Origin of the sequence: Sulfitobacter sp. TMED3, assembly GCF_002167505.1 — a bacterium.
Taxonomy (GTDB): domain Bacteria; phylum Pseudomonadota; class Alphaproteobacteria; order Rhodobacterales; family Rhodobacteraceae; genus Sulfitobacter; species Sulfitobacter pontiacus.
Genome location: NZ_NHBI01000032.1, coordinates 14,851 through 38,575, shown reverse-complemented (window position 1 = coordinate 38,575; position 23,725 = coordinate 14,851). Strand labels below are relative to the sequence as shown.

General features: G+C 59.1%; 17 protein-coding genes. 9 read left to right on the top strand and 8 right to left on the bottom strand.

The genetic code is table 11. The features are described 5' to 3' along the window. Positions 1–1,431 precede the first annotated feature (1,431 nt). From queA to uvrA, 5 genes are all read left to right on the top strand, one after another. The gene (gene queA, locus CBB63_RS08970) at positions 1,432–2,496 is read left to right on the top strand and encodes a tRNA preQ1(34) S-adenosylmethionine ribosyltransferase-isomerase QueA (protein WP_286698889.1); all 1,065 of its coding nucleotides are present in this window, start codon (positions 1,432–1,434) and stop codon (positions 2,494–2,496) included. A 74-nt stretch (positions 2,497–2,570) separates the two neighbouring features. Continuing rightward, the gene (locus CBB63_RS08965; RefSeq protein ID WP_005852959.1) at positions 2,571–3,833 is read left to right on the top strand and encodes an MFS transporter; all 1,263 of its coding nucleotides are present in this window, start codon (positions 2,571–2,573) and stop codon (positions 3,831–3,833) included. Between the two features lie 81 nt (positions 3,834–3,914). Beyond that, positions 3,915–4,481 (top strand): DUF924 family protein, encoded by a 567-nt coding sequence (locus tag CBB63_RS08960; protein WP_286698888.1) that lies wholly within the window; start codon positions 3,915–3,917, stop codon positions 4,479–4,481. A gap of 107 nt (positions 4,482–4,588) precedes the next feature. Beyond that, the gene (gene lpdA, locus CBB63_RS08955; RefSeq protein WP_009826768.1) at positions 4,589–5,983 is read left to right on the top strand and encodes a dihydrolipoyl dehydrogenase; all 1,395 of its coding nucleotides are present in this window, start codon (positions 4,589–4,591) and stop codon (positions 5,981–5,983) included. A 189-nt stretch (positions 5,984–6,172) separates the two neighbouring features. Next, the gene (uvrA, locus tag CBB63_RS08950; protein ID WP_286698887.1) at positions 6,173–9,055 is read left to right on the top strand and encodes an excinuclease ABC subunit UvrA; all 2,883 of its coding nucleotides are present in this window, start codon (positions 6,173–6,175) and stop codon (positions 9,053–9,055) included. An 88-nt stretch (positions 9,056–9,143) separates the two neighbouring features. Here the strand turns inward: uvrA and CBB63_RS08945 are convergent, their stop codons facing one another. The 5 genes from CBB63_RS08945 to CBB63_RS08925 all read right to left on the bottom strand — a co-directional run bounded on the left by CBB63_RS08945 (position 9,144) and on the right by CBB63_RS08925 (position 14,359). Beyond that, entirely contained in the window at positions 9,144–9,584 is a 441-nt protein-coding gene (locus CBB63_RS08945) for a hypothetical protein (RefSeq protein ID WP_286698886.1), read from the bottom strand. A gap of 97 nt (positions 9,585–9,681) precedes the next feature. Continuing rightward, the gene (gene mmsB, locus CBB63_RS08940; RefSeq protein ID WP_286698901.1) at positions 9,682–10,557 is read right to left on the bottom strand and encodes a 3-hydroxyisobutyrate dehydrogenase; all 876 of its coding nucleotides are present in this window, start codon (positions 10,555–10,557) and stop codon (positions 9,682–9,684) included. 2 nt (positions 10,558–10,559) lie between these two features. Continuing rightward, positions 10,560–11,603: an enoyl-CoA hydratase/isomerase family protein gene (locus CBB63_RS08935; RefSeq protein WP_286698885.1), complete on the bottom strand. Its 1,044-nt coding sequence runs from the start codon at positions 11,601–11,603 to the stop codon at positions 10,560–10,562. Continuing rightward, on the bottom strand, positions 11,600–12,742 hold the full coding sequence (locus CBB63_RS08930; RefSeq protein ID WP_286698884.1) for an acyl-CoA dehydrogenase family protein: 1,143 nt from the start codon (positions 12,740–12,742) through the stop codon (positions 11,600–11,602). The genes CBB63_RS08935 and CBB63_RS08930 overlap by 4 nt, the downstream gene beginning before the upstream one ends. A gap of 117 nt (positions 12,743–12,859) precedes the next feature. Next, a complete protein-coding gene (locus CBB63_RS08925; protein ID WP_132996742.1) occupies positions 12,860–14,359 on the bottom strand; it encodes a CoA-acylating methylmalonate-semialdehyde dehydrogenase in 1,500 nt (499 codons plus the stop codon). 212 nt (positions 14,360–14,571) lie between these two features. Between CBB63_RS08925 and CBB63_RS08920 the strand changes: the two genes are divergently transcribed. The 3 genes from CBB63_RS08920 (at position 14,572) to coaD (ending at position 16,541) form a co-directional block, all read left to right on the top strand. After that, positions 14,572–15,468: a LysR family transcriptional regulator gene (locus tag CBB63_RS08920; RefSeq protein WP_009826775.1), complete on the top strand. Its 897-nt coding sequence runs from the start codon at positions 14,572–14,574 to the stop codon at positions 15,466–15,468. Positions 15,469–15,528: 60 nt separating this feature from the next. After that, the gene (locus CBB63_RS08915; RefSeq protein WP_009826776.1) at positions 15,529–15,963 is read left to right on the top strand and encodes a CBS domain-containing protein; all 435 of its coding nucleotides are present in this window, start codon (positions 15,529–15,531) and stop codon (positions 15,961–15,963) included. An 83-nt stretch (positions 15,964–16,046) separates the two neighbouring features. Then, positions 16,047–16,541 (top strand): pantetheine-phosphate adenylyltransferase, encoded by a 495-nt coding sequence (gene coaD, locus CBB63_RS08910; RefSeq protein ID WP_009826777.1) that lies wholly within the window; start codon positions 16,047–16,049, stop codon positions 16,539–16,541. Between the two features lie 3 nt (positions 16,542–16,544). Here coaD and gap (CBB63_RS08905) read toward each other — a convergent pair whose 3' ends face one another. After that, on the bottom strand, positions 16,545–17,546 hold the full coding sequence (gene gap / locus CBB63_RS08905; protein ID WP_286698883.1) for a type I glyceraldehyde-3-phosphate dehydrogenase: 1,002 nt from the start codon (positions 17,544–17,546) through the stop codon (positions 16,545–16,547). A 321-nt stretch (positions 17,547–17,867) separates the two neighbouring features. After that, positions 17,868–18,869 carry a type I glyceraldehyde-3-phosphate dehydrogenase gene (gap, locus tag CBB63_RS08895; protein ID WP_286698881.1) on the bottom strand — a complete coding sequence of 334 codons (1,002 nt, stop codon included), beginning with the start codon at positions 18,867–18,869 and terminating at the stop codon, positions 17,868–17,870. A 192-nt stretch (positions 18,870–19,061) separates the two neighbouring features. On the opposite strand from gap (CBB63_RS08895), the gene CBB63_RS08890 reads away from it, so the two are divergent. Next, a complete protein-coding gene (locus CBB63_RS08890) occupies positions 19,062–20,057 on the top strand; it encodes a DUF808 domain-containing protein (RefSeq protein ID WP_286698880.1) in 996 nt (331 codons plus the stop codon). Between the two features lie 1,482 nt (positions 20,058–21,539). Here CBB63_RS08890 and tkt read toward each other — a convergent pair. Beyond that, positions 21,540–23,555 (bottom strand): transketolase, encoded by a 2,016-nt coding sequence (tkt, locus tag CBB63_RS08880; protein ID WP_286698878.1) that lies wholly within the window; start codon positions 23,553–23,555, stop codon positions 21,540–21,542. Positions 23,556–23,725: the final 170 nt, after the last annotated feature.

Genomic DNA, 23,725 nt, shown 5'->3' with positions numbered 1-23,725 from the left:
CTGCGTGCCGACCAGCTGACNTTGAACGCGTCCAANAGCGGCCTGACGATCAAGGGCGAGGGCGAGCTGGACGGCGTTCCCTTTGACGGCGAATGGTCCCAACCCTTCGGCAAGCCGGGTGCTGCGAGCAGTGTCAGGGCGGATATTGCGCTGAACGCCAAAACGCTCGAGACTTTCAAGATCGCGTTGCCCCCTGATACGATCGCAGGTGAAGGGCGGGCGTGGTTCGCGATGGATCTGGTCAAAGGCCAACCCCCTGATTTTTCCGTCACATCGGATCTGCGGGGTTTGCGCATCACCGTTCCACAGATCGGCTGGACCAAAGCGCGATCCCAGACGGGCACGTTGGAAATATCGGGGCGGCTTGGGCCGGTTCCAGACGTCGATACCTTGAAAATCAGCGCCGCGGGGTTGTCGGCGCATGGAGATGTCACATTGCACCCAAGTGGTGCGTTGGACAGATTGCAATTTCACCGATTGCAGGTCGGGAACTGGCTGGATGTGCCTGTGGATCTGATCGGGCAGGGGGCAGGTCGCCCGGTGCAGCTGGTGGTTAAAGGCGGGCGTCTTGATTTGCGCACGGCGGAGCTCGGAAAAAGCAAGCCCAGCGGGGTCGCGAGCCCGCCGATGTTGCTGTCGCTGGATCGATTGCAAGTCACGGATAAAATTGCCCTGACAGGAATGGAAGGCGAATTTAACGTCGCGCGTGGCCTTGATGGACGGTTCACGGCAGCCTTGAACGGGGGCGCGCCGGTTTCTGGTCGCGTCGTACCCAAGGATGGCCGTAGCGCGGTGCAATTGACGGCAACCGATGCTGGTGGCGTTTTGAGGTCTGCCAACATTGCGCAACAAGTCCACGGCGGCGCGCTTTCGTTGACCCTGGTACCCGCCGGATCGGGCGGGGCTTTCGACGGTCACGCAGAGATTAAAGACGTTCGTATCAAGGACGCCCCGACGATTGCAGCGCTGGTGAACGCAGTGTCCGTGGTCGGGCTGATCAACGAGTTGAACGGGGACGGGATATATTTTGACACGGTCGAAGCTGATTTTCGCCTGTCTTCCAATCGCGTCAACCTGACCCAAGCCAGCGCGACGGGGGCGTCGCTTGGGATTTCTATGGATGGGGTTTTTGCCACTGACACCGGCCAGATGGCGCTGCAGGGTGTGATCTCTCCTGTATATATGTTGAACGGAATAGCCAGTTTTCTGACCCGCAAGGGCGAGGGGCTTTTGGGTTTCAACTACTCTATCGGCGGGACGGTGCAGAGCCCGTCTGTCTCGGTGAACCCGTTGTCGGGGTTTGTGCCCGGTGCGATGCGGGATATTTTTCGCAGCACTCCACGCACGACGCCCGCTCAGGATGGGGGGGCTGCCACCCCCGCGCCGCAAAAACCTGTTGCTCAACGCTTTGAGGGGCGCTAACGGGCGCGTATGAAACTCAGTGACTTCGATTTTGAACTGCCCGAGCGTTTGATCGCGACGCGCCCTGCGGTCCCCCGTACGTCGGCTAAGATGCTCGTTGCGCAGGGGGATCATATTACTGACACGACTGTCGCCAATATGAGCGATTGGTTGCGTCCCGGGGATCGGCTGGTGCTGAATGACACAAGGGTCATTCCGGCGCGGTTGTCGGGGCTTCGCCACCGGGACAGCGCACAGGGTCCGGTACAAGCGCGTATCGAAGTAACCTTGCTGGAGCCACGGGGCGATGCGGATTGGACTGCACTGATCAAGCCGTTGAAAAAGCTCAAGATTGACGAGACTGTCGTCTTCAGCGCCGATCTTTCTGCCCGTTTGGTTGGCGTCGAGGATGGCCAGGGTCGACTGCGGTTCAACTGCAGCGGCGACGATTTTGACGCCGCGCTGAATGATGCCGGTGCGATGCCATTGCCGCCCTATATTGCGGGCAAGCGTCCGGCAGACGCGCAGGACATGACGGATTACCAAACCGTTTTTGCCAAGAATGCGGGCGCAGTGGCCGCGCCTACGGCGTCGCTCCACTTTGATCAGTTGCTGCTGGATCAGCTCGCCGAGATGGGGGTGCGCTTTAGCCACGTCACCTTGCATGTGGGCGCGGGGACGTTTCTGCCCGTGAAGGTCGATGACATTGCTGACCATAAAATGCACAGCGAGTGGGGGCAGGTGAGCGCGCAGGCTGCTGCCGAAATCTCCGCCACCAAGGCTGCTGGCGGGCGGGTCATACCCGTTGGGACCACTGCCTTGCGGCTGGTCGAGACCGCTGCGCGGTCCGGGAATATCCAACCCTGGGAAGGGGATACCGATATTTTCATTACCCCTGGTTTTGAATTCAATGTCGCAGACGCGTTGATGACGAATTTCCATCTTCCGAAGTCGACCCTTATGATGCTGGTTTCGGCATTGATGGGGCAGAAAACTATACAAAAGATTTACAATCACGCGATTGAATCGAATTATCGGTTTTTCTCCTATGGCGATGCGTCGCTGCTCTTTCCAAAGACGCAAATAAACGCCTGAATGTCGTTCGGGGGGGTGACACCTCTTGGGATCGCCGTCAGGGAGGGGGCTGATCGCGTTAAAGGATTCGTAAGATGTTTCAGGTACTGAGCAGCGCATGGGCGCTTTTGTTGGGCATGTGTTTGCTGATGGTGGGCAACGGCATGCAAGGTACGCTCTTGGGGATTCGCGGCGGGATCGAGGCATTTTCGACCTTCGAAATGTCGATCGTGATGTCGGCATATTTCGTGGGCTTTTTGGGCGGCTCGCGTATGGCACCGGGTATGATCCGGCGCGTCGGTCACGTGCGGGTCTTTGCGGCGCTGGCGTCGATGATCTCGGCTGTCATGATTCTGTATCCGACCTTCCCGAACGTCGCTGTCTGGTCGGTGGGCCGCGTGTTGATCGGCTTTTGTTTTTCTGCGGTTTACGTGACGGCGGAAAGCTGGCTCAACAACGCTGCGACGAACGAAAACCGGGGGCAGGCGCTGTCATTGTATATGATCGTGCAAACCTTTGGCATCGTTATTGCGCAAGCGCTTTTGCTCACCGCGGACCCTTCAGGCTTTGTCCTATTCGTTATTCCGTCGGTGCTGGTCAGCGTGGCGGTGACGCCAATTTTGCTGTCCATCAGCCCGACGCCCGCGTTTGACACCACCAAACCGATGAGCTTGCGCGAACTGGCCGGCTTCTCGCCCTTGGGGTGTGTGGGTATGTTCCTGTTGGGCGGGGTCTTTTCGGCGCAGTTCGGGATGGCCTCGGTTTACGGTGCCGAAGCCGGGCTGACCGTGGCGCAAATTTCGATCTTCGTTGCGACGTTTTTTGTGGGTTCGGTGGTTTTGCAATATCCAATCGGCTGGGTTTCGGACCGGATGGACCGTCGTCTTTTGATCGTTATCACCTCCATCATTGGGGGTATCGGGTCTGTCATCGGCATGCTGCTGGGGCATAACTTTAGCGTGTTGTTGCTGACCGCCTTTGTCGTAGGTGGCATGTCTAACCCATTGTATTCGCTTCTTATTGCGCACACGAACGACTTCCTCGAGCCCGAGGATATGGCCGCGGCCTCTGGCGGCATGATCTTTATTAACGGGTTGGGCGCTATTCTGGGTCCGGTGATCACCGGCTGGATGATGGGCACCGCGCTTGGGCCGGGCGGGTTCTACCTGTTCACGGCGGTTCTGTTCTTTGCTTTGGCGGTCTACGCGTCCTACCGCGCGACGGTACGTCCAGCCATTCCTGCGGATGAAACGGGTAACTACATCCCGATTTACCCCGCTGCGACGACCGTCGCGGTCGAATTGGCGCAGGAATATGCGATCGAGAGCGAACAAACCGCGGAAGCGGAGCCGACCTAGACGTTTTGCTAATTCGTTACATCTTGTGTCTAATGAAACTAGAAAAGTTTGATCTTTTCTGTGGTCAAAGGAGGCAAGGCTATGAAAACGCCTGAGGACGTACGTCGGTTCTGGCTGGAGGAAACTGGGCCTGCGGGATGGTATGCGGTGGATGATGACCTCGATTCCGCGATCCGGTCACAGTTTCTGGACACCTGGTCGCTCATCGGGACCCATCGGTTGGACCATTGGCTGACCGATGCGAAAGGCACTTTGGCCTATCTCATTCTAGCGGATCAGTTTCCGCGCAATATGTTTCGCGGGCAGGGGAAGGCGTTTTCGACCGATCTGCGGGCCTTGCGGGCGGCTCAAACCGCTGTGCGCAACGAATGGGATAGGCTCATTGCGCCGCCTGAACGGCAATTTTTTTACCTTCCGTTCATGCATTCAGAAAGTCTGACCGATCAGGATCACTGCGTTCGGCTGGTCTGTGACCGTATGCCCGAGGCCGAGGAGACGCTGCGGCATGCGCGCGCGCATCGAAAGGTGATCCGGCAATTCGGCAGATTTCCGTATCGCAACAACGCCTTGGGTCGGCGAAGCACCGCCGCTGAAACCGAATATCTTGACGACGGGGGGTATGCCTATACGCTGCGGACACTCACGTAAGTGCGGGTCAGGCAGTTTGATCCTAGATCGGAATTCTCCGAGTTGCTGACGCTCGCGAGATAGTTTACCACTAAACTAAATTTCAATACGTGCTGCGAGGTTGCATAATGGCTGCGAAATCCTTTGATCTGATCGTGATTGGTGCGGGGCCGGGGGGCTATGTTGCGGCCATCCGGGGCGCGCAACTGGGGCTTTCGGTCGCCATTGTAGAGCGTGAGCATCTAGGCGGCATTTGTCTTAACTGGGGCTGTATCCCGACGAAAGCGCTTTTGCGGTCGTCGGAAGTATTCCACCTGATGCAGCGCGCAAGCGAGTTTGGCCTGAAGGCAGACAATATCGGCTATGATCTGGAGGCAGTTGTCAAACGGTCGCGCAAAGTTGCGGGGCAGCTGTCCGGCGGTATCGGGCATTTGATGAAAAAGAACAAAGTCTCGGTCTTCATGGGCGCGGCGACATTAGCGGGCAAAGGTAAAGTGTCGGTTAAGTCGAAAGACGGGGAAGAGACGCTGACCGCCAAGAATATCGTACTGGCGACCGGTGCGCGGGCACGCAACCTGCCTGGGCTGGAAGCAGACGGAAAACGCGTGTGGATGTACAAGGATGCCTTGCAGCCGCCCCATATGCCGAAAAAGCTGCTGGTGATCGGGTCTGGCGCGATCGGTATCGAATTCGCAAGCTTTTACAATACCTTGGGCGCAGACACGACTGTTGTCGAGGTGATGGATCGAATCCTTCCCGTCGAGGATGAAGAGATCAGCAAATTCGCGAAAAAGCAGTTCGAAAAACAGGGCATGAAGATCATGCAGAAGGCCGTTGTCAAACAACTGGACCGCGCTGATGACAAGGTGACTGCGCATATCGAAACGGGCGGCAAGGTGACCAAGCATGAGTTTGACACGGTGATCTCCGCCGTGGGTATCGTTGGCAATGTCGAGGATCTTGGGCTGGAGGATCTAGGCGTGAAAATTGATCGGACCCATGTCGTGACCGATGAATATTGCCGGACCGGCGTCGAGGGGCTGTATGCCATCGGTGACATCGCCGGTGCCCCTTGGTTGGCGCATAAAGCCTCGCACGAAGGGGTGATGGTCGCCGAACTGATCGCGGGTCAACACGCGCACCCGGTCAAACCGGAATCCATCGCCGGCTGCACCTATTGTCACCCGCAGGTCGCGTCCGTCGGGTATACCGAAGCCAAGGCGAAAGAGCTTGGCTTTGACGTTAAGGTGGGTCGCTTCCCCTTCATCGGGAATGGCAAGGCGATTGCCCTTGGCGAGCCCGAGGGGATGATCAAAACCGTCTTTGACGCTAAAACAGGCGAATTGCTTGGCGCGCATATGGTGGGTGCCGAGGTGACCGAGCTGATCCAGGGCTATGTCGTGGGGCGTCAGCTTGAGACCACCGAAGAAGACCTGATGAACACCGTCTTCCCGCACCCGACCTTGTCAGAAATGATGCATGAATCCGTGCTGGATGCTTACGGACGCGTTATCCATATGTAGCCTTTGCCCGCGCATAGCGGGGTCCTGATCTTTGCAACGCCCGGTGACATATTCAATGTTGCCGGGCGTTTGCCGTCGTAATGGCAGCCCAAAATGCGTCGCGATAATGGCGTTCCCCTTGTGTTCTTATTTTTTCGTTGGAGAATCCGTAGCACGCACCTATGTACTAAGCGTTAACGGGGGTCCGATATGGCTGAGCTAAAGAACATCGAAGTGCGCGGCGCGCGCGAACACAATCTAAAGAACATCGACGTGGACATTCCGCGCGATAAGCTGGTTGTGATTACCGGGCTTTCCGGGTCGGGTAAATCGAGCCTCGCGTTCGACACGATCTATGCCGAAGGGCAGCGACGCTATGTGGAATCGCTCAGCGCCTATGCGCGGCAATTCCTTGATATGATGCAGAAACCCGATGTGGATCACATCAGCGGCCTGTCGCCAGCGATTTCGATTGAACAGAAGACCACGTCGAAAAACCCCCGCTCTACCGTGGGGACGGTCACCGAGATTTATGACTATATGCGCCTGCTTTTTGCGCGCGTCGGCACGCCCTATTCCCCCGCCACTGGCAAGCCGATCGAGGCGCAGCAGGTGCAGGATATGGTTGATCGCGTGATGACCATGCCCGAAGGCACGCGCGCTTACCTGTTGGCCCCGATCATTCGTGACCGGAAGGGCGAGTACCGCAAAGAGTTTCTTGAGCTGCGCAAGCAGGGCTTTCAGCGGGTAAAAGTGAACGGCGAATTTTACGAACTGGACGAGCCGCCCACGCTGGACAAGAAGTTCCGCCATGACATCGACGTGGTTGTCGACCGTATCGTGGTCCGCGAGGGGCTAGAGACACGCTTGGCGGATTCCCTGCGCACAGCGCTTGATCTGGCCGATGGGATCGCCGTGCTGGAAATCGCCCCGACCGAGGGCGAGCCCGAGCGCCATACCTTCAGCGAAAAATTCGCCTGTCCTGTCAGCGGCTTCACGATCCCCGAGATCGAGCCGCGTCTGTTTTCATTCAACGCTCCTTTCGGTGCCTGTCCGTCCTGTGATGGTCTGGGCAAAGAGTTGTTTTTTGATGAACGCCTTGTGGTGCCGGACCAGAACCTCAAGGTCTATGACGGTGCGCTGGCCCCGTGGCGCAAGGGTAAGTCCCCGTATTTCAAGCAAACGATTGAAGCCATCGCAAAACACTATCAATTTAGTGAAAATACGCGATGGAAAGACCTGCCCGAGAAGGTGCAGCAGGTGTTCCTGTATGGCTCCGGCAAGGAAGAGATCAAGTTCCGCTATGACGAAGGCGGCCGTGTGTACGAGGTCAGCCGCGTGTTCGAAGGGGTGATCCCCAATATGGAGCGCCGCTACCGCGAGACGGATAGCAACTGGATCCGCGAAGAATTCGAACGTTACCAGAACAACCGCCCCTGTGGCACTTGCAACGGCTACCGCCTGCGGCCCGAAGCGCTTGCTGTCAAGATCGGCCCGTCGGATGGCGATAGCGATACGCTGCTGCATGCCGGACAAGTCGTTGAAATGTCGATCCGCGAAGCTTTTGACTGGTGCACCAAAGTGCCCGATTATCTGACCGTTCAGAAGAACGAAATTGCGCGCGCGATCCTCAAGGAAATTCGCGAACGTCTGGGATTCCTCAACAATGTCGGGTTGGAATATCTGACGCTGGCACGCTCTAGCGGGACGCTCAGCGGGGGGGAAAGCCAACGTATTCGGCTTGCGTCGCAGATCGGGTCGGGGCTGACAGGGGTGCTTTACGTGCTTGACGAACCCTCGATCGGGTTGCACCAGCGCGACAATGACCGCTTGCTCCAGACGCTGAAAAACCTGCGGGATCAGGGCAATACGGTGATCGTCGTTGAACACGACGAAGAAGCGATCCGCGAGGCGGATTATGTGTTTGATATCGGGCCGGGGGCCGGTGTGCACGGCGGGCAGGTGGTCAGCCACGGGACATCGCAAGAGGTCGCCAATGATCCGAATTCGCTGACAGGCCAATACCTTACCGGCAAACGCGAGATCGCGGTGCCCGCCAAACGGCGCAAGGGCAACAAAAAGAAAATCCGCGTGGTCAAGGCGACGGGGAACAACCTCCAGAATGTCACGGTCGACTATCCTTTGGGCAAATTCGTCTGCGTGACGGGTGTGTCAGGCGGTGGCAAATCGACCCTGACGATCGAGACCTTGTTCAAGACCGCGTCGATGAACCTGAACGGGGCGCGCCAGACGCCTGCGCCGTGCGAGACCATCAAGGGGTTGGAGCATCTGGACAAGGTGATCGACATTGACCAGCGCGCCATCGGGCGCACGCCGCGGTCGAACCCGGCGACCTATACCGGTGCCTTCACCCCGATCCGCGACTGGTTCGCCGGTCTGCCCGAAGCCAAGGCGCGCGGGTACAAGCCCGGACGTTTCAGCTTTAACGTCAAGGGCGGACGCTGCGAGGCCTGTCAGGGCGACGGTATGATCAAGATCGAGATGCACTTCCTGCCGGATGTCTATGTCGAATGTGAAACCTGCAAAGGCCAGCGCTATAACCGCGAAACGCTTGAGGTGAAGTTCAAGGGCAAATCCATCGCTGACGTGCTGGATATGACTGTCGAGGACGCGCAGAGCTTCTTTCAGGCGGTCCCCAGCATCCGCGAAAAAATGGATGCGCTGATGCGTGTGGGCCTGGGCTACATCAAGGTGGGTCAGCAGGCGACAACGCTTTCTGGCGGGGAGGCGCAGCGCGTCAAACTGTCGAAAGAGCTCAGCAAACGCTCTACGGGGCGGACGCTGTATATCCTGGATGAACCGACCACGGGTTTGCACTTTGAAGACGTGCGCAAACTGCTAGAGGTGCTGCACGAACTGGTGGATCAGGGCAATACTGTGGTCGTCATTGAACACAACCTCGATGTCATCAAGACCGCGGACCATATCATCGACATTGGACCAGAAGGCGGCGATGGCGGCGGGCAGGTGGTCGCGACCGGCACGCCTGAACAGGTTGCCGAGGTCGAGGGGAGCTATACCGGCCATTATCTCAAGCCGATGCTCGCCGCGCGTAAGGTTGCTGCCGAATAGCATTTCCAACAAGGCGGTAGACATAAAAATGCCCCGTCCTATTCGGGCGGGGCATTTTTCATGAAATCTTAGGGTTTCGCGGCGCAGTTTAGTTTAGAAGGCGCGATGCCAGACCGATCAGCGCCAGTACGTCATTGGTTTGCGGGTCCACGGCATAGACATAGCCGTCGTCCTGAACGTAGCGGTTGTAGCGGGTCAGCCCATGCCGGTGGGGCTGTTCGATCACGACGTAGCGGGTCAGCTTGTCGCCTTTGGCGTGGCGGTGCTTGTCATGCCCTTTGGCAAGATGACGCCCGTTGTCGCTGTGCTGCTTCTCGTGTTTCTTGATCGCCTTTTTGTATTCTTTAACAGCTTTCTTGTGCTGCTTTTGATGCTTTTTGTCATCGTGCTTATCATGCTTGGCCAAGGTCACCTGTGGTGCCGCGACGTCGTAATGCCCCGACGCGCCATAGGAGGCAGAGGCCGCCTGTACGGCCGGGCTGAAGGCCAGCACGGCGAAGGCGCTTGCGGCGAGGGTAAGGGTTTTCATGCTCGTTCTCCGTTACAGTGTCGATACAGTAACAAACGAACGGCGCGCGGGTTTCTGTCGCTGGGACGAGACGGCGGAAACCCGCTTGCTTTTCCTGTCAGCCGTTGCGGCCGCGGGTTTCGAAACGGGGCAGCATAGCAGAGAAATCCTTGCCGTTTCCGTCTTCGTTCTCGACGAATTGGGCATAGAGCGCGCGGGCCAGCTCTCCCATCGGGGTGTCTGCATCTGCCATCTCTGCTGCCTGCTGTGACAGCCCAAGATCCTTGAGCATCAGCTCCGCCGCGAAGCCCGGCGTATAGCCATTGTCTGCGGGCGAGGTAGGGCCAACACCGGGGGCAGGGCAATAGGCGTTCATCGACCAGCTGTAGCCCGACGAGGTGCTGACCACGTCGAACATCTTCTGCCGGTCCAGCCCCAGTTTATCGGCCAGCGCAAAGGCCTCGCAGGTGGCGATCATGGTGACACCGAGGATCATGTTGTTGCAAATCTTTGCCGCTTGCCCCGCACCGGCATCGCCGCAATGCACGGCCTTTTGCCCCATGATGTCGAACAGGGGTTTGGCCTTTGCAAAGGCTTGCGTCGACCCGCCGGCCATAAAGGTTAGCGTGCCGCCAGATGCCCCGCCGATGCCGCCAGACACGGGGGCGTCAACGGGCATTATACCTGCCTCTTCAGCGGCTTGCGCGGTGTTCTTCGCGCTTTCCACATCCACGGTGGAACAGTCGATGAACAGCGTGCCCTGCGCCATATGGGGGATCGCCTGTGCCGCCACTTGCCGCAGGATCGACCCGTTGGGCAGCATTGTGATCACCGCGTCCATGCCCGCTACGGCGGCTTCAAGGCTGTCTGCAACGCGCACGCCCTCTGCCGTGGTGCCCGCGACGTCAAAGCCCGCCACGTCGTGACCCGACTTGGCGAGGTTGGTCGCCATAGGCGCGCCCATGTTGCCCAACCCGATAAATCCGATCTTCATGCTCATGTGGTTCTCTCCAGTGTCAGGGCGTCCCCGGCCAGCGGACGCAGCATCTTGGCTGTCGCGGCAAGGGGGACGTTCATATCGGCATATTGCCAGTTGGGACTGCGGTCCTTGTCGATGATCGCCGCGCGGATCCCTTCAAGGAAGTCGCCATGCTCCATCGCGCGGAAGGTAAAGCGGTATTCCATATCCAACGCCTTCTCGATGCTCAGCGAGGGGCCGCGCAGACGGTGGATGATCTCAACCGTACAGGCCATCGCCAACGGGCTGCTGCGCTGCATCTTCTTAAGCGTGTCTGCGGCAAATTCGCTATCGGAGGCGCGCAGGGCGTTGAGGATATCCGCCAGCGTTTCGCCGCCAAAGAAGCTGTCAATCTCGGCCGCCTGCGCCTCGAGCGCTGAGGCGGGCGGCGTGGTGCTTGCGGTTTCCAGAATGGCCACATCGCCTGAATTCTCAAGCGCGGCGATTACGTCGGGCCAGTTTAGCTCTGCGATGTAAGTGTCTGCGAAGCCGGCATAAATCGCATCTTCACCCTTCATGCGTGACGCGGTTGTGCCCAGATATTCGCCCACCCGACCGGGGGCCAGCGCCAGCATCAGGCTGCCGCCCACATCGGGCACCAGACCGATGCCACATTCCGGCATCGCGATCTGGCTGCTTTCCCCCACCACGCGGTGCGAGCCGTGACAGCCGATGCCAACACCGCCGCCCATGGTGAACCCCTGCAAGAAGGAGACGACGGGCTTGGTATAGGCGAAGATCTTGGCGTTCAGCCGGTATTCATCCGCCCAGAACTTGCGCCCGTAGGCGTAATTTCCCTTGGTGCCTGTGGCGTAAAGTTCGGCGATGTCACCGCCCGAGCAAAAGGCGCGATCCCCTTCGGCGTCAAGGATGATCAGATCGACCTTCGGGTCATGCTGCCAAGCGTCAAAGGCGTCTTCGATGGCCAGACACATGTCATAGGTCATGGCGTTCAGCGCTTGGGGGCGGGTGAGGGTGATCCGACCCGCGCGCCCTGAAATGCGGATGGAGATATCGGTCATCGGTTCTTCAGCATATCCCGCGCCACGATGACGCGCATGATTTCATTGGTGCCTTCAAGGATCTGGTGGACGCGCAGGTCACGCACCAGCTTTTCGATGCCGTAATCCGCCAGATAGCCATAGCCGCCGTGCAGTTGCAGACATTGATCGACGGCCTTGCTGCCTGCCTCTGTCACGAACTTCTTGGCCATGGCGCAGAACTTGGTGGCATCCGGCGCGCCCGTGTCCAGCTTCCATGCGGCTTGGCGCAGGAAGACGCGGGCGGCTTGCAGTTCGATCTCCATCTCGGCTAGGCGGAATTGCAGACCCTGAAACTGGTCGATGGGTTTGCCGAATGCTTTACGTTCGCCCATATAGTTGAGCGTGGCGTTCAGCGCGGTCTGTGCAGCACCCAAGGAACAGGCGGCGATGTTCAAGCGGCCGCCATCCAGCCCCATCATCGCATATTTGAAACCTTTTCCCTCTTCACCCACCAGATTTCCGGCAGGAATGTTGCAATCGTCAAACTGCACTTGGGACGTGGGTTGGCTGCGCCAGCCCATTTTATCCTCTAGCCCGCCAAAGGAAAGCCCCGCGGTCCCGTCTTCGACATAGACGGTGGACACGCCCGCGGCGCCATCGTCCGAGGTGCGCACCATCGCGACATAGGCGTCGGAATAGCCGCCGCCCGAGATGAACGCCTTGGTGCCGTTCAGGGTATAGCCTTCGTTCGTGCGGGTACATTTCGTCTTGAGCGCCGCCGCGTCAGAGCCCGATCCGGGCTCCGTCAGGCAATAGCTGAGCACCGTGTTCATGCTCAGGATGTCGGGCATGATCCGCGACTTGAGGTCGTCACTGGCAAAGCTGTCCAGCATCTTGGCGCACATGTTATGGATCGACAGAAAGGCCGCGACCGACGGGCAAGCCATGCTGAGCGCTTCGAACACCAGCGTCGCATCAAGCCGCGTCAGGCCGGATCCGCCTGCATCCTCGGACACGTAAAGCCCGCCAAAGCCCAGCTCTGCAATCTTGGGCCAAAGGTCTTTGGGGATTGTTTCGTCTTTCTCCCACTTCTGGGCGAAAGGGGCGATATGTTCCTGGCCAAAGCCATAGGCCATGTCGAAAATCGCGGTTTGCTCTTCTGAAAGTGCGAAATCCATAAACGGTGATCCCTCCCAAGACCGATCGAATTGAACGTGTGTTTAATTGTAAGCATGCACGTGGGCGTCGCGCAAGCACCCTCCGGCGGGGGAACCGCCGAAGGGCAAGGATGGGGCTTATTCCATCGGCTTGAAGTTGAACTCGCCGCCTTCTTTGATGCCCGAGGGCCAGCGCGAGGTCACGGTTTTGGTGCGTGTGTAGAATTTGAACGCATCCGGCCCGTGCTGGTTCAGGTCGCCAAAGACCGATTTCTTCCAGCCGCCAAAGGTGTGATAGGCGAGCGGCACGGGAATCGGCACGTTGATCCCGATCATGCCGACGTTGACGCGCGCCGCAAAGTCACGCGCGGCGTCGCCGTCACGGGTAAAGATCGCGGTGCCGTTGCCCATTTCGTGATCCATCGCAAGACCAAGCGCCTCTTCATAGGTTTTGGCGCGGACGGTGGACAGAACCGGCCCGAAGATCTCGTGCTTGTAGATGTCCATATCGGGGGTGACGTTGTCAAAGAGGTGCGGGCCGACAAAGAAGCCTTCCTCGTAGCCTTGCAGCTTAAAGTCGCGCCCATCGACAACCAGCGTGGCCCCCTGATCGACGCCAGTTTGTACCAGCCGTTCGATGTTTGCCTTCGCGGCTGCGGTGACCACGGGGCCGTAATCGACGTCATTGCCCGAAGTATACGGCCCGACTTTCAGCTTCTCGATGCGCGGCACCAGCTTTTCGATCAGACGGTCGGCGGTTTCCTCGCCCACAGGCACAGCGACCGAGATCGCCATGCAGCGTTCGCCCGCCGCGCCATAGCCCGCGCCGATCAGCGCGTCCGCGGCCTGGTCCAGATCGGCGTCCGGCATGATGATCATGTGGTTCTTGGCACCGCCAAAGCATTGGACGCGTTTGCCATTCGCGCAGCCCGTGCCGTAGATATATTCGGCGATGGGGGTTGAGCCGACAAAGCCCACCGATTGAATGACAGGGTGATGCAGGATCGCGTCAACCGCTTCCTTGTCGCCATTGACGACCTGAATGATACCTTTGGGCAGGCCCGCTTCTTCCAGCAGTTCGGCCAGCATCAGGGGTACGGATGGATCACGCTCGGACGGTTTGAGGATGAAGGCGTTGCCGCAGACGATGGCGGGGGCGAACATCCACATCGGGATCATGGCGGGGAAGTTGAACGGCGTGATGCCTGCGGAGACGCCCAGAGGCTGACGCATGGAATACATGTCGATGCCGGGGCCCGCGCTGTCGGTGAAATCGCCTTTCAGCAACTCGGGCGCGCCGATGCAGTATTCCACCACTTCCAGACCGCGCTGCACGTCACCGGCGGCGTCGGGCAGGGTCTTGCCGTGTTCGCGGCTCAGCGCTTCGGCGAGCTTGTCCATATCGCGGTTCAGCAGGTCCACGAACTTCATCATCACCCGCGCCCGACGTTGGGGGTTCACCGCGGCCCATGCGGGTTGCGCGGCCATGGCGTATTTCACGGCTTGATCCAGCTCTGCCTCGCCAGCCAGCGGGACTTTCGCCTGCACTTCGCCGGTTGCGGGGTTGTACACGTCGGCAAAGCGGCCTGACGTGCCTTTGACGTGGGCACCGTTCAGGTAATGGGTCAACTCTTGCATGGAATGCTCCTTCTGTGCGTTTGGCGGCAGGTTAGGCTTGCAAAAAACAAAGCAAAAGAGGCATGGCGTCAAAATCGTTTTGCATTATTGCAAAGCCTCGCGCGGGCTGAAAGGGTAGGGTGGGGCGCTGCCCCCGTCCTTCGGACGTCCCCGGAGTTTACGGGCAAAATGAAGTCTGTGCAGAAATCGAAGCGTGAAAGGAGCCGTGGCCGATGATGGGAAACTGGGACGACCTGCGGCTGTTTCTGGCCGTCGCGCGCGAGCAGAGCCTATCGGGCGCGGGGAAGCTGTTGCGGTTGGACCCCGCGACCTTGGGGCGGCGCATGGCGCGGCTGGAAAAGACCATGCAAGCGGTATTATTCGTGAAATCGCCCTCGGGCTACGCGCTGACCGAGGCGGGCGTGCAGTTGCTGTCGCGCGCCGAAGCCGCAGAGCAGGCGATGCGGCAGGCCACGGCGGATGTGGTCGTGCCGTCGGACCAACTGGCAGGGCAGATCAGGATCGGGGCACCGGACGGCTGCGCCAATTATCTGCTGCCACAGGTCTGCGCCCGTTTGGTGGCGGATAATCCGGGGCTCGATATCCAGATTGTCGCCCTGCCGCGGGTGTTCAACCTGTCGCGGCGCGAGGCGGATATGGCGATCGGGGTCAGCGCGCCCACGGCGGGGCGGCTGGTTGTGCAGAAAATCGCCGACTACCAGCTGCATCTTGCCGCCGCTGACAGCTATCTTGCCGCGCGCCCCGCGATCCGGACCGTTGCAGACCTGCAGGGGCACCGGTTGGTGGGGTATATCCCCGACATGATCTTTGATCGCGAGCTTGATTATCTGGCGGAGCTTGGCATGACGCGGGTGCCTCTGGCCTCTAATTCCGTGTCCGTTCAGGTGAATATGATCCGGCAAGGGGGCGGCGTCGGGATTGTGCATGATTTCTCGCTTCCTGCGACGCCGGGGGTGACGCGCATCCTGACCGGTGACGTGCATCTGAGCCGCGCCTTTTATTTGATTCGCCACGAAGACGACCGGCGCAATCTGCGTCTGAGCCGCTTTGCGGAAGCTCTGGCGCAGGGCGTCCGCGCCGAAGTGGCGAAACTGGAGGCAATTGCTTGACACGCAACAGTATTAAAGGGAACCTGACCTATAGGTAATATTCTTGCGAAGGGGCCGACCATGCTAGTTTCCCAAATCCTGAAAACCAAAGCGGATGACAGTGTTACGACGGTAAAACCGGGCACGCGTATCTCGCAGGCGGCGGCGATGTTGTCGGAAAAGCGGATCGGGACCCTGGTCGTGTCAGCGGACGGCAAAACGCCCGATGGTATCCTGTCGGAGCGTGACATCGTGCGCACCCTAGGCCGCGAGGGCGGCGGCTGTCTGGACGACACCGTAGAGGCGCTGATGACGCGCGATCTGATCACCTGCGCCAAAGATGAAACCGCTGATGATATCCTTGCCAAGATGACCCAGGGCCGCTTTCGCCACATGCCTGTTTTGCAGGATGGGGTTCTGATCGGCCTCATCTCTTTGGGGGATGTGGTCAAGGCCCGCCTGATGGAACTTTCGATGGAGAAAGACGCCCTGGAGGGGATGATCAGGGGCCACTAGCCCGCCGAAATTGGCGTTGCATCTTCGCGGTGTAAATGCTTGCTTGCACTTCGAATAACGACTTGAAATGACTGGACTCTCCCATGCGCGTAGGCCTTTACCCCGGCACCTTCGACCCTATCACTTTGGGTCACATCGACATCATCCGGCGGGCGGCGACGCTTGTTGATAAACTGGTGATCGGGGTCGCGATCAACCGCGACAAGGGGCCATTGTTCGAGCTGGAAGAACGTGTCGCCCAGATCGAAGAGGAATGCGGCAAGCTGAACCAGGAGACCGGGACAGAGATCGTGGTGCATCCCTTCGAGAACCTGCTGATCGATTGCGCCCATGATGTGGGGGCACAGATGATCATCCGCGGGCTGCGGGCCGTGGCGGATTTCGAGTACGAGTATCAGATGGTGGGGATGAACCGTAAACTAGATGACAGCGTCGAGACGGTCTTCTTGATGGCAGAGGCCGAACATCAGGCGATTGCCAGCCGGTTGGTCAAGGAAATCGCCCGGCTTGGCGGGGACGTCAGCAAGTTTGTGACGCCCGCCGTCAATGCCGAGCTGTTAAAGCGTTTCTCGCAATAACGATCAGAGGGTTTTCGCAACCTCGCGCGAGGTGTCGAGCATACGGTTCGAGAACCCCCACTCGTTGTCATACCAGCCCAGAACCCGCAGCTGTGTCCCGCTTTGGACAGAGGTCTGATCAAGGGCCACGACACAGGAATGTGAATCGTGGTTCAGGTCGATCGACACCAGAGGACGGTCAACCAGACCAAGGATGCCTTTCAGCGGGCCTTCGGCGGCGGTGCGCAGGGTGGCGTTGACCTCCTCCACCGTGGCTTCTTTCGACAGTTCGACCACCAGATCGACACAGGATACATTCGGTGTGGGCACGCGGATCGCGGTGCCGCCGATCAGCCCGTCAAGCTCGGGCAGCACTTTACCCAGTGTCTTGGCCGCACCGGTGGTGGTGGGGATCATCGACAGCGCCGCGGCGCGGGCACGGTACAGGTCGCTGTGCGCGGTGTCATGCACCGGCTGGTCGCCGGTATAGCTGTGGATTGTGGTCATATGGCCGTGCTTGATACCGAAGGTGTCATGCAGGGTCTTGGCCAGCGGTGCCATGCAGTTGGTGGTGCAGGAGGCGTTGCTCAGCACCGTGTCTTCGGCGGTGATCAGATCGTGGTTCACACCGTAGACGATTGTTTTCATGGCGTCTTTACCGGGGGCAGAGATGACGACCCGTTTCGATCCATTCGCCAGATGTTTGGCCGCCGCCTCGCGCGTGGTGAAGATGCCGGTGCATTCCAGCACGATGTCCACATCGCCCCAGGGCAGGGCAGCGGGGTCGCGTTCTGCTGTCACGCGGATCGGGCCTTGGCCCACATCCATCGTGTTGTCGCCCAGGGTGACCGGACGGCCAAAGCGCCCGTGGACCGAGTCGAATTCGAACAGATGTGCGTTGGTTTCCAGCGGGGCGAGATCGTTGATCGCCACCACCTGCAAATCATCGTCGCCACGCTCCATCAGCGCGCGCAANACNTTACGACCGATACGGCCAAAGCCATTGATTGCCAATTTGGTAGCCATGGGGCGTCCTCCTGAATGTGATAGCGCTAACATCGACATTTATGACAAAGAGTCAACCTGTGCAGGGCAATATTGCGCCGGAAGCGATCGGAGGGAAGGGGCCGACTGTCGGATCAGCGCCAGAACGCCACCCATTCGATCAGGTCGACAAATTTCTTGGTCAGGAAAATCAGATGTTCGCTGCCATAGATCANCGCATCAATCCCCAGTGCGGTCAGCAATACAGCAGCGAGAGAGACAGCGATGGGGGTGTCCATGGGGGCGGTGGTCCTTGCCTGCGGGTGGCCCAGATATGACAGGGCAACCCGCGCGTCGCAAGTCTTAGCCCAGTTTNCCCATGGCAACGGCGACATCGGCCATACGGACAGAGAAGGCCCANTCGTTGTCATACCACGCCAGGACACGCACCAGACGGTTGCCNACGACCTTGGTCTGNTCGGGCGCGAAGATCGACGAATGTTCGGTGTGGTTGAAATCNACCGANACTTTCTGTTCCGCNTCATAGGCAAAGACCCGCGACATCGGGCCGTTTGCAGCNGCGCGCATGGCCTCGTTGACCTCTTCNACCGTGACATCACGGCCTGCCATAAAGGTCAGGTCAACCGCGCTGACGTTTGGNGTTGGAACGCGCATGGCGGTGCCATCCAGCTTGCCTTTGAGCGCGGGCAGCACTTCGCCCAAGGCTTTCGCCGCACCGGTAGAGGTCGGGATGATCGCCATCGCAGCGGCNCGCGCGCGGTAAAGGTCTTCGTGGCGGCGGTCNAGCGTCGGCTGGTCGCCGGTATAGCTGTGCACGGTGGTCATGATGCCGCTTTCGATGCCGAACGCATCATGCAGNGCCTTGGCCATCGGGGCCAGACAGTTGGTGGTGCACGACCCGTTCGATACCATCGTGTCCGAGGCCTGCAATTCGCCGTCGTTCACGCCGTAGACCACAGTACGGTCGACGTTCTTGCCCGGTGCCGACAGCAACACGCGTTTCGCGCCCTGATCCAGATGCACNTTTGCCAGCAGCCCGTCGTTGAACTTGCCCGTGCATTCCAGNACGACGTCGCACCCTTCCCAGTTCAGCTCGTTCATCTGGTAGGTCGACATGACCTCCATCTCTCCGCGCCCCAGATCCAGCGTGCCGTTGCCGACCTTGACTTCATTGGGAAAACGCCCGTGGACGGAATCGTATTTGATCAGATGTGCCGCAGTCTCCAGCGGGCCGGTCGCGTTGATGCGCACCACNTCGATGTCNTCCCGGCCCGACGCCGCGATATGAGACAGGGTGCAGCGGCCGATGCGGCCAAATCCGTTGATACCGACTTTGATGGTCATGGGGGCGTCCTTTGGCAAAGATCTGGAACTTTGCCGGTTCTATATCTGGTGGTCGTGAACAGGGGAAAGGGCTAAAACNCCCTAATTTCCGTATGTTAGCGATAAATATTCGTGTTAGCGATAACCCTCAGATCGNCTTTGCCTTCTGCCTGCGCTGCGCTACCCTTACNCCAACAAATATGGAGAGACTGAATGAGCGGCCTATTAGCCCTGTTGGATGATGTAGCAGCGATTGCAAAAGTGGCCGCGGCCAGCGTGGATGATGTGTTCGGCCAGGCNGCCAAGGCCAGNGCCAAGGCCGCGGGNGCTGTCATCGACGACGCCGCCGTGACCCCGAAATACGTCAGCGGNTTCGAGGCCAACCGCGAACTGCCGATCATCTGGCGCATCACCAANGGNTCGNTGAAGAACAAGCTGGTCTTCTTGTTGCCCGCCGGTTTGCTNCTGTCGAATTTCGCGCCATGGNTGATCGCGCCCTTGTTGATGTTGGGTGGGGCCTANNTNTGTTTTGAAGGCGCTGAGAAGATCGCACACGCGCTTGGGGTAGGGGGAAAAGGCCACGAGGATCATCCCCCCGGTGCCGATGAAAAGGTGATCAAGGATCCCGCCAAGCTGGAAGAGCAAAAAGCCAAAGGTGCGATCAAGACCGACTTTATCCTCTCGGCCGAGATCATGACCATCGTGCTGTCAAACCTCGAGGTGNCNAATTTCTGGATGGANGCAGGCGCTTTGGCCGCCGCCGCCGTAATCATCACGCTCGCAGTTTATGGCTCTGTCGCGCTGATCGTAAAGATGGATGATGTGGGGCTTTATATGGCCAAGAACGGCAATCTCGGCCTGACCCGTGGTCTGGGCCGCGGGATCGTGCGCGGCATGCCGTGGTTCCTCAAGGCGCTGACCATTATCGGGACGGCGGCCATGCTCTGGGTCGGCGGATCGATCATCGTGCACGGNATGGAAGAGCTTGGCTTCGGCGCGCTTGGCCACCTGATCCACGACTATGCCGTCGCTTTCGGCCATATGGTGCCNGTCGCGTATGAAGGTGCCGCCGAATGGNTCGCCAAAGCCGCGATGGACGGTGTGTTTGGTCTGGCCCTTGGGCTGGTGCTGATCCCCGTCGGTGAAAAGATCATCACCCCGCTGTGGCGCGCGGTCTTCAACCGCAAGGATGCCGGCGCACACGCGTAAACGGGGCGNATATNNGGGAGAGGAAGGGGCGCAGGTTGCGCCCCTTTTTTNATGGCTGGNCGGGGTTAATCGTTGGCGCACCTATGAACCCTGCCTATGAAGACAATCCCTAGGTTCGAATGCGGGCTGCGGAAGGAAAAGCCCTTGAGGCTGTCATGCGGTGGAACATTTGCCGCGCCTTGTCGGTTGAGCGGTAAGGCATGGGACNCCATAACGTTCACCCCGACATGTCCATTTTTGAAACTCGGTGCTGGATGCTTGATCCGCCACTNTGATATGGAGGTCTTTTCGTGAAATTCACCCCCCTNGCATGNGCNACCATTNTGGCTTGCGCCGTAGCGCCCGTTCTAAACGCAGGGGTCGCGTTGCCCAGTGCGACAATGTCTTCCCTGACCGTGCCTATGGGGCAGGACTCCCAGATCGTGAAGATCAAAAACGACAAGGAAAAAGGCCCCAAGAAGGCGAAGAAGGAAAAGCATAAGAAGGACAAGCACGGGAAGAAAGAGAAGAAACACAAGAAGAAACACGAGAAACAGGCCAAGAAGNTAGAGAAGAAGCTTGAAAAGCACGAAAAGGTAAAAGTGAAAGTCAAACGGTCGAAGGAGGATCGTTCGCGTATTTCAAACGAGGTTCTCGAAGTGCGCGCACCTGAAGGTCGTGACATGAGCGTGCTACTTGGTGCCGTGCCACTCGCGCTCTTGGGCTCTCAAATCGCCTTTGCTGATGTCCCCGAAGATAAACGGCTGACCTATCGCAACTGCCCACCTGGTCTTGCAAAGATGGACCCACCNTGCGTGCCCCCTGGACTTGCCAAAAAAGGCGTGACCTATGAGGAATGGGTGGCATACGACGATAAGCAGCTTGACGCCATCTACCTTGATCAGCGTACGGAATTCTTGGATCGGGACATTGTCATTGGTGACGAAAGGGTGCCGGATCGGGACNTGGTTGTCGAAGAAGATGCAAATCAAGACGTCGTCCTTGACGACGATACCCTGTTGCTCAGTTCCGAACAGATTGCATCGCTTTACGATCTTCGCCCCGCACCGGCAGGCAAGCGCTATGCTTTGATCGATGGCCAGCCTGTGTTGCTCACCCAAAAAGATTACACATCGCTGCTGCGGATCAATGAATTGGCGCGGGTTGAAAACCTACCAGACGGCGTGCGCATAGCACCTACAGCGGCGTTGACGCAGAACGAATTGCGCCAAACCTACAAATTGCCACAGCTTGAGACCGGCAATAACTATGCTGTTGTGAATGGTGAACTGGTGACGTTGCAGGACAGCGCATTCGAAACATTGCAACTTATCCGGATCGCGCGCGCCATTTTTTGAGGCCACGCTGAAGTTAGACCGAGGGGCATGCGCCACGCCTCTCGCAGCTTTTGCCAGCGTCAGACGGCCCGCAACATTGTGGTACAAAAATAGAAAGGGGGAGCAAAATGCTCCCCCTTTTTCGTTGTGACTGTATCCGTTCAGATCACAGCAGCGCTTTGGCCTTGTCGGCGACGTTCTGCGGGGTGATGTCGAACTTTTCGAACAGCTCTTCNGCGGGGGCGGAGGCACCGAANCGGTCCATGCCGACGAAATCGGCCTTGTTCCACTTGCCACGCTCGCCGGTGAGCCAGCGNTCCCAGCCTTGGCGTACGGCGGCTTCGACGCCGACGCGGACGGGGCCGGCGGGGAGGACGCGGCGGCGGTAGGCTTCGTCTTGGGCGGCGAACAGCTCCATGCAGGGCATGGANACGACGCGGGTGCCGATGCCTTCGGCTTGCAGCAGGTCACGGGCTTTCAGCGCGATCTCNACTTCAGAGCCGGTGGCGATCAGGATNACCTGACGTTTGCCTTCGGCGTCCGCNAGAACATAGGCNCCCTGTTCGGTGAGGTTCTTGTTCTTGTGCTCAAGNCGCACGGTGGGCAGGCCCTGACGGGTCAGCGACAGCACCGACGGCGTCTTTTTGCTGCTCAGCGCGATTTCCCAGGCCTCTGCGGTTTCAACCGTGTCAGCGGGGCGGAACACATAGGTGTTGGGTGTCGCGCGGCTGATCGCCAGATGCTCGACGGGTTGGTGCGTCGGGCCGTCTTCGCCCAGACCGATGCTGTCNTGNGTCATNACAAACACGCTTGGCACCTGCATCAGCGCGGCNAGGCGCATGGCGGGGCGGGCGTAGTCGGTGAAACACATGAANGTGCCGCCGTAGGGGCGGATACCGCCGTGCAGCGCCATGCCGTTCATCGCGGCGGCCATGCCGTGTTCNCGGATCCCCCAGTAGACATAACGCCCACCACGGTTGTCCACNTCAAACACGCCCAAATCAGCGGTCTTGGTGTTGTTCGAACCGGTCAGGTCAGCCGAGCCGCCCACGGTTTCTGTATAAAGCGGGTTCAATACCTCAAGCGTCTTTTCGCTGCTGGCGCGGGTGGCCAGTTTCGGCGCGTTTTCCGACGTCTGCTTTTTGAACGCCTTGATCGTCGCGCTCAGCTTCTTGGGGGCGTCACCGGCCAGTGCGCGGTTGAACTCTTCACGCTTTGTGCGCGACATGGCGTCGAAACGCTCTTCCCAGGCGCGGCGGTCGTCTGCGCCGCGTTTGCCGATCTCTTCCCAGGCGGTTTTCACATCGGCGGGGACTTCGAATGGGCCGGTTGTCCAACCATAGGCGGCTTTGGCGGCGGCCATCTGGTCGGCGTCTGTCAGCGCGCCGTGACCTTTCGAGGTATCCTGCGCGGCGTGGCCTAGGGCGATATGCGTTTTGCAGGCGATCATCGTGGGCAGATCGGATTTGCGCGCCTCGGTCAGGGCGGCGTCGATCTCGTCGGGGTTGTGGCCGTCGATTTCGATGACGTGCCAGTCTGCGGCTTTGAAACGCGCAACCTGATCCACTTTGTCGGACAGCGAGACGGGCCCGTCGATGGTGATGTCGTTGTTGTCCCACAGCACGATCAGCTTGCTCAGCTTGTGGCGGCCGGCAAGGGCAATCGCTTCGTGGCTGATGCCCTCCATCAGGCAGCCGTCACCTGCGATCACATAGGTGAAGTGGTCGACGATCTTCTTGCCGTATTGCGCGCGCTGGATTTCCTCGGCCATTGCAAACCCGACCGAATTCGCGATCCCCTGACCCAGCGGGCCGGTGGTGGTTTCAATCGCATCGGCCAGGAAGTTTTCAGGGTGGCCCGCGGTGCGTGCGCCCATCTGGCGGAAGTTCTTGATCTCTTCGAGGGGGAATTGCTCGTAGCCGGTCAGGTGCAGCAGCGAATAGATCAGCATGGACCAGTGGCCGGCCGACAGGATAAACCGGTCGCGATCAGGCCACAGCGGGTTGGACGCGTCGAACTTCAGGTGCTTTTCAAACAAGACAGTGGCGACATCCGCCATGCCCATCGGCATGCCCGAGTGGCCGGAATTGGCGGCGGCGACAGCGTCCAGCGTCAGGGCGCGAATGGCGGTCGCTTTGGACCAATGGGCGGGATGGGCTTTGGCGAGGGCGTTCAGATCCACGGTGCAAGCTTCCTTATAAGGGGGAAAGGGATTGCGCGGATCAATACCAGCCACCCCGCAAAGATCAAGGCCCAGAGGGCATCGCCCGCAGCAGAGCTTTTGCGCCGGGCCAAGGCATTGTTCTTAAAGGGGCAGTATTCCGCCTTTGGTTTCGGTAGGATCAACCGAAA

Excerpts from the sequence above, each read along its gene's own strand:
- CBB63_RS08920 (WP_009826775.1), top strand. The coding sequence starts at position 14,572 with ATGATGGGAAACTGGGACGACCTGCGGCTGTTTCTGGCCGTCGCGCGC.
- mmsB (WP_286698901.1), bottom strand. The coding sequence starts at position 10,557 with ATGAAGATCGGATTTATCGGGTTGGGCAACATGGGCGCGCCTATGGCG.
- uvrA (WP_286698887.1), top strand. The coding sequence starts at position 6,173 with ATGGCTGAGCTAAAGAACATCGAAGTGCGCGGCGCGCGCGAACACAAT.
- CBB63_RS08925 (WP_132996742.1), bottom strand. The coding sequence starts at position 14,359 with ATGCAAGAGTTGACCCATTACCTGAACGGTGCCCACGTCAAAGGCACG.
- lpdA (WP_009826768.1), top strand. The coding sequence starts at position 4,589 with ATGGCTGCGAAATCCTTTGATCTGATCGTGATTGGTGCGGGGCCGGGG.
- CBB63_RS08935 (WP_286698885.1), bottom strand. The coding sequence starts at position 11,603 with ATGACCGATATCTCCATCCGCATTTCAGGGCGCGCGGGTCGGATCACC.
- queA (WP_286698889.1), top strand. The coding sequence starts at position 1,432 with ATGAAACTCAGTGACTTCGATTTTGAACTGCCCGAGCGTTTGATCGCG.
- CBB63_RS08945 (WP_286698886.1), bottom strand. The coding sequence starts at position 9,584 with ATGAAAACCCTTACCCTCGCCGCAAGCGCCTTCGCCGTGCTGGCCTTC.
- coaD (WP_009826777.1), top strand. The coding sequence starts at position 16,047 with ATGCGCGTAGGCCTTTACCCCGGCACCTTCGACCCTATCACTTTGGGT.
- CBB63_RS08965 (WP_005852959.1), top strand. The coding sequence starts at position 2,571 with ATGTTTCAGGTACTGAGCAGCGCATGGGCGCTTTTGTTGGGCATGTGT.
- CBB63_RS08960 (WP_286698888.1), top strand. The coding sequence starts at position 3,915 with ATGAAAACGCCTGAGGACGTACGTCGGTTCTGGCTGGAGGAAACTGGG.
- CBB63_RS08915 (WP_009826776.1), top strand. The coding sequence starts at position 15,529 with ATGCTAGTTTCCCAAATCCTGAAAACCAAAGCGGATGACAGTGTTACG.
- CBB63_RS08930 (WP_286698884.1), bottom strand. The coding sequence starts at position 12,742 with ATGGATTTCGCACTTTCAGAAGAGCAAACCGCGATTTTCGACATGGCC.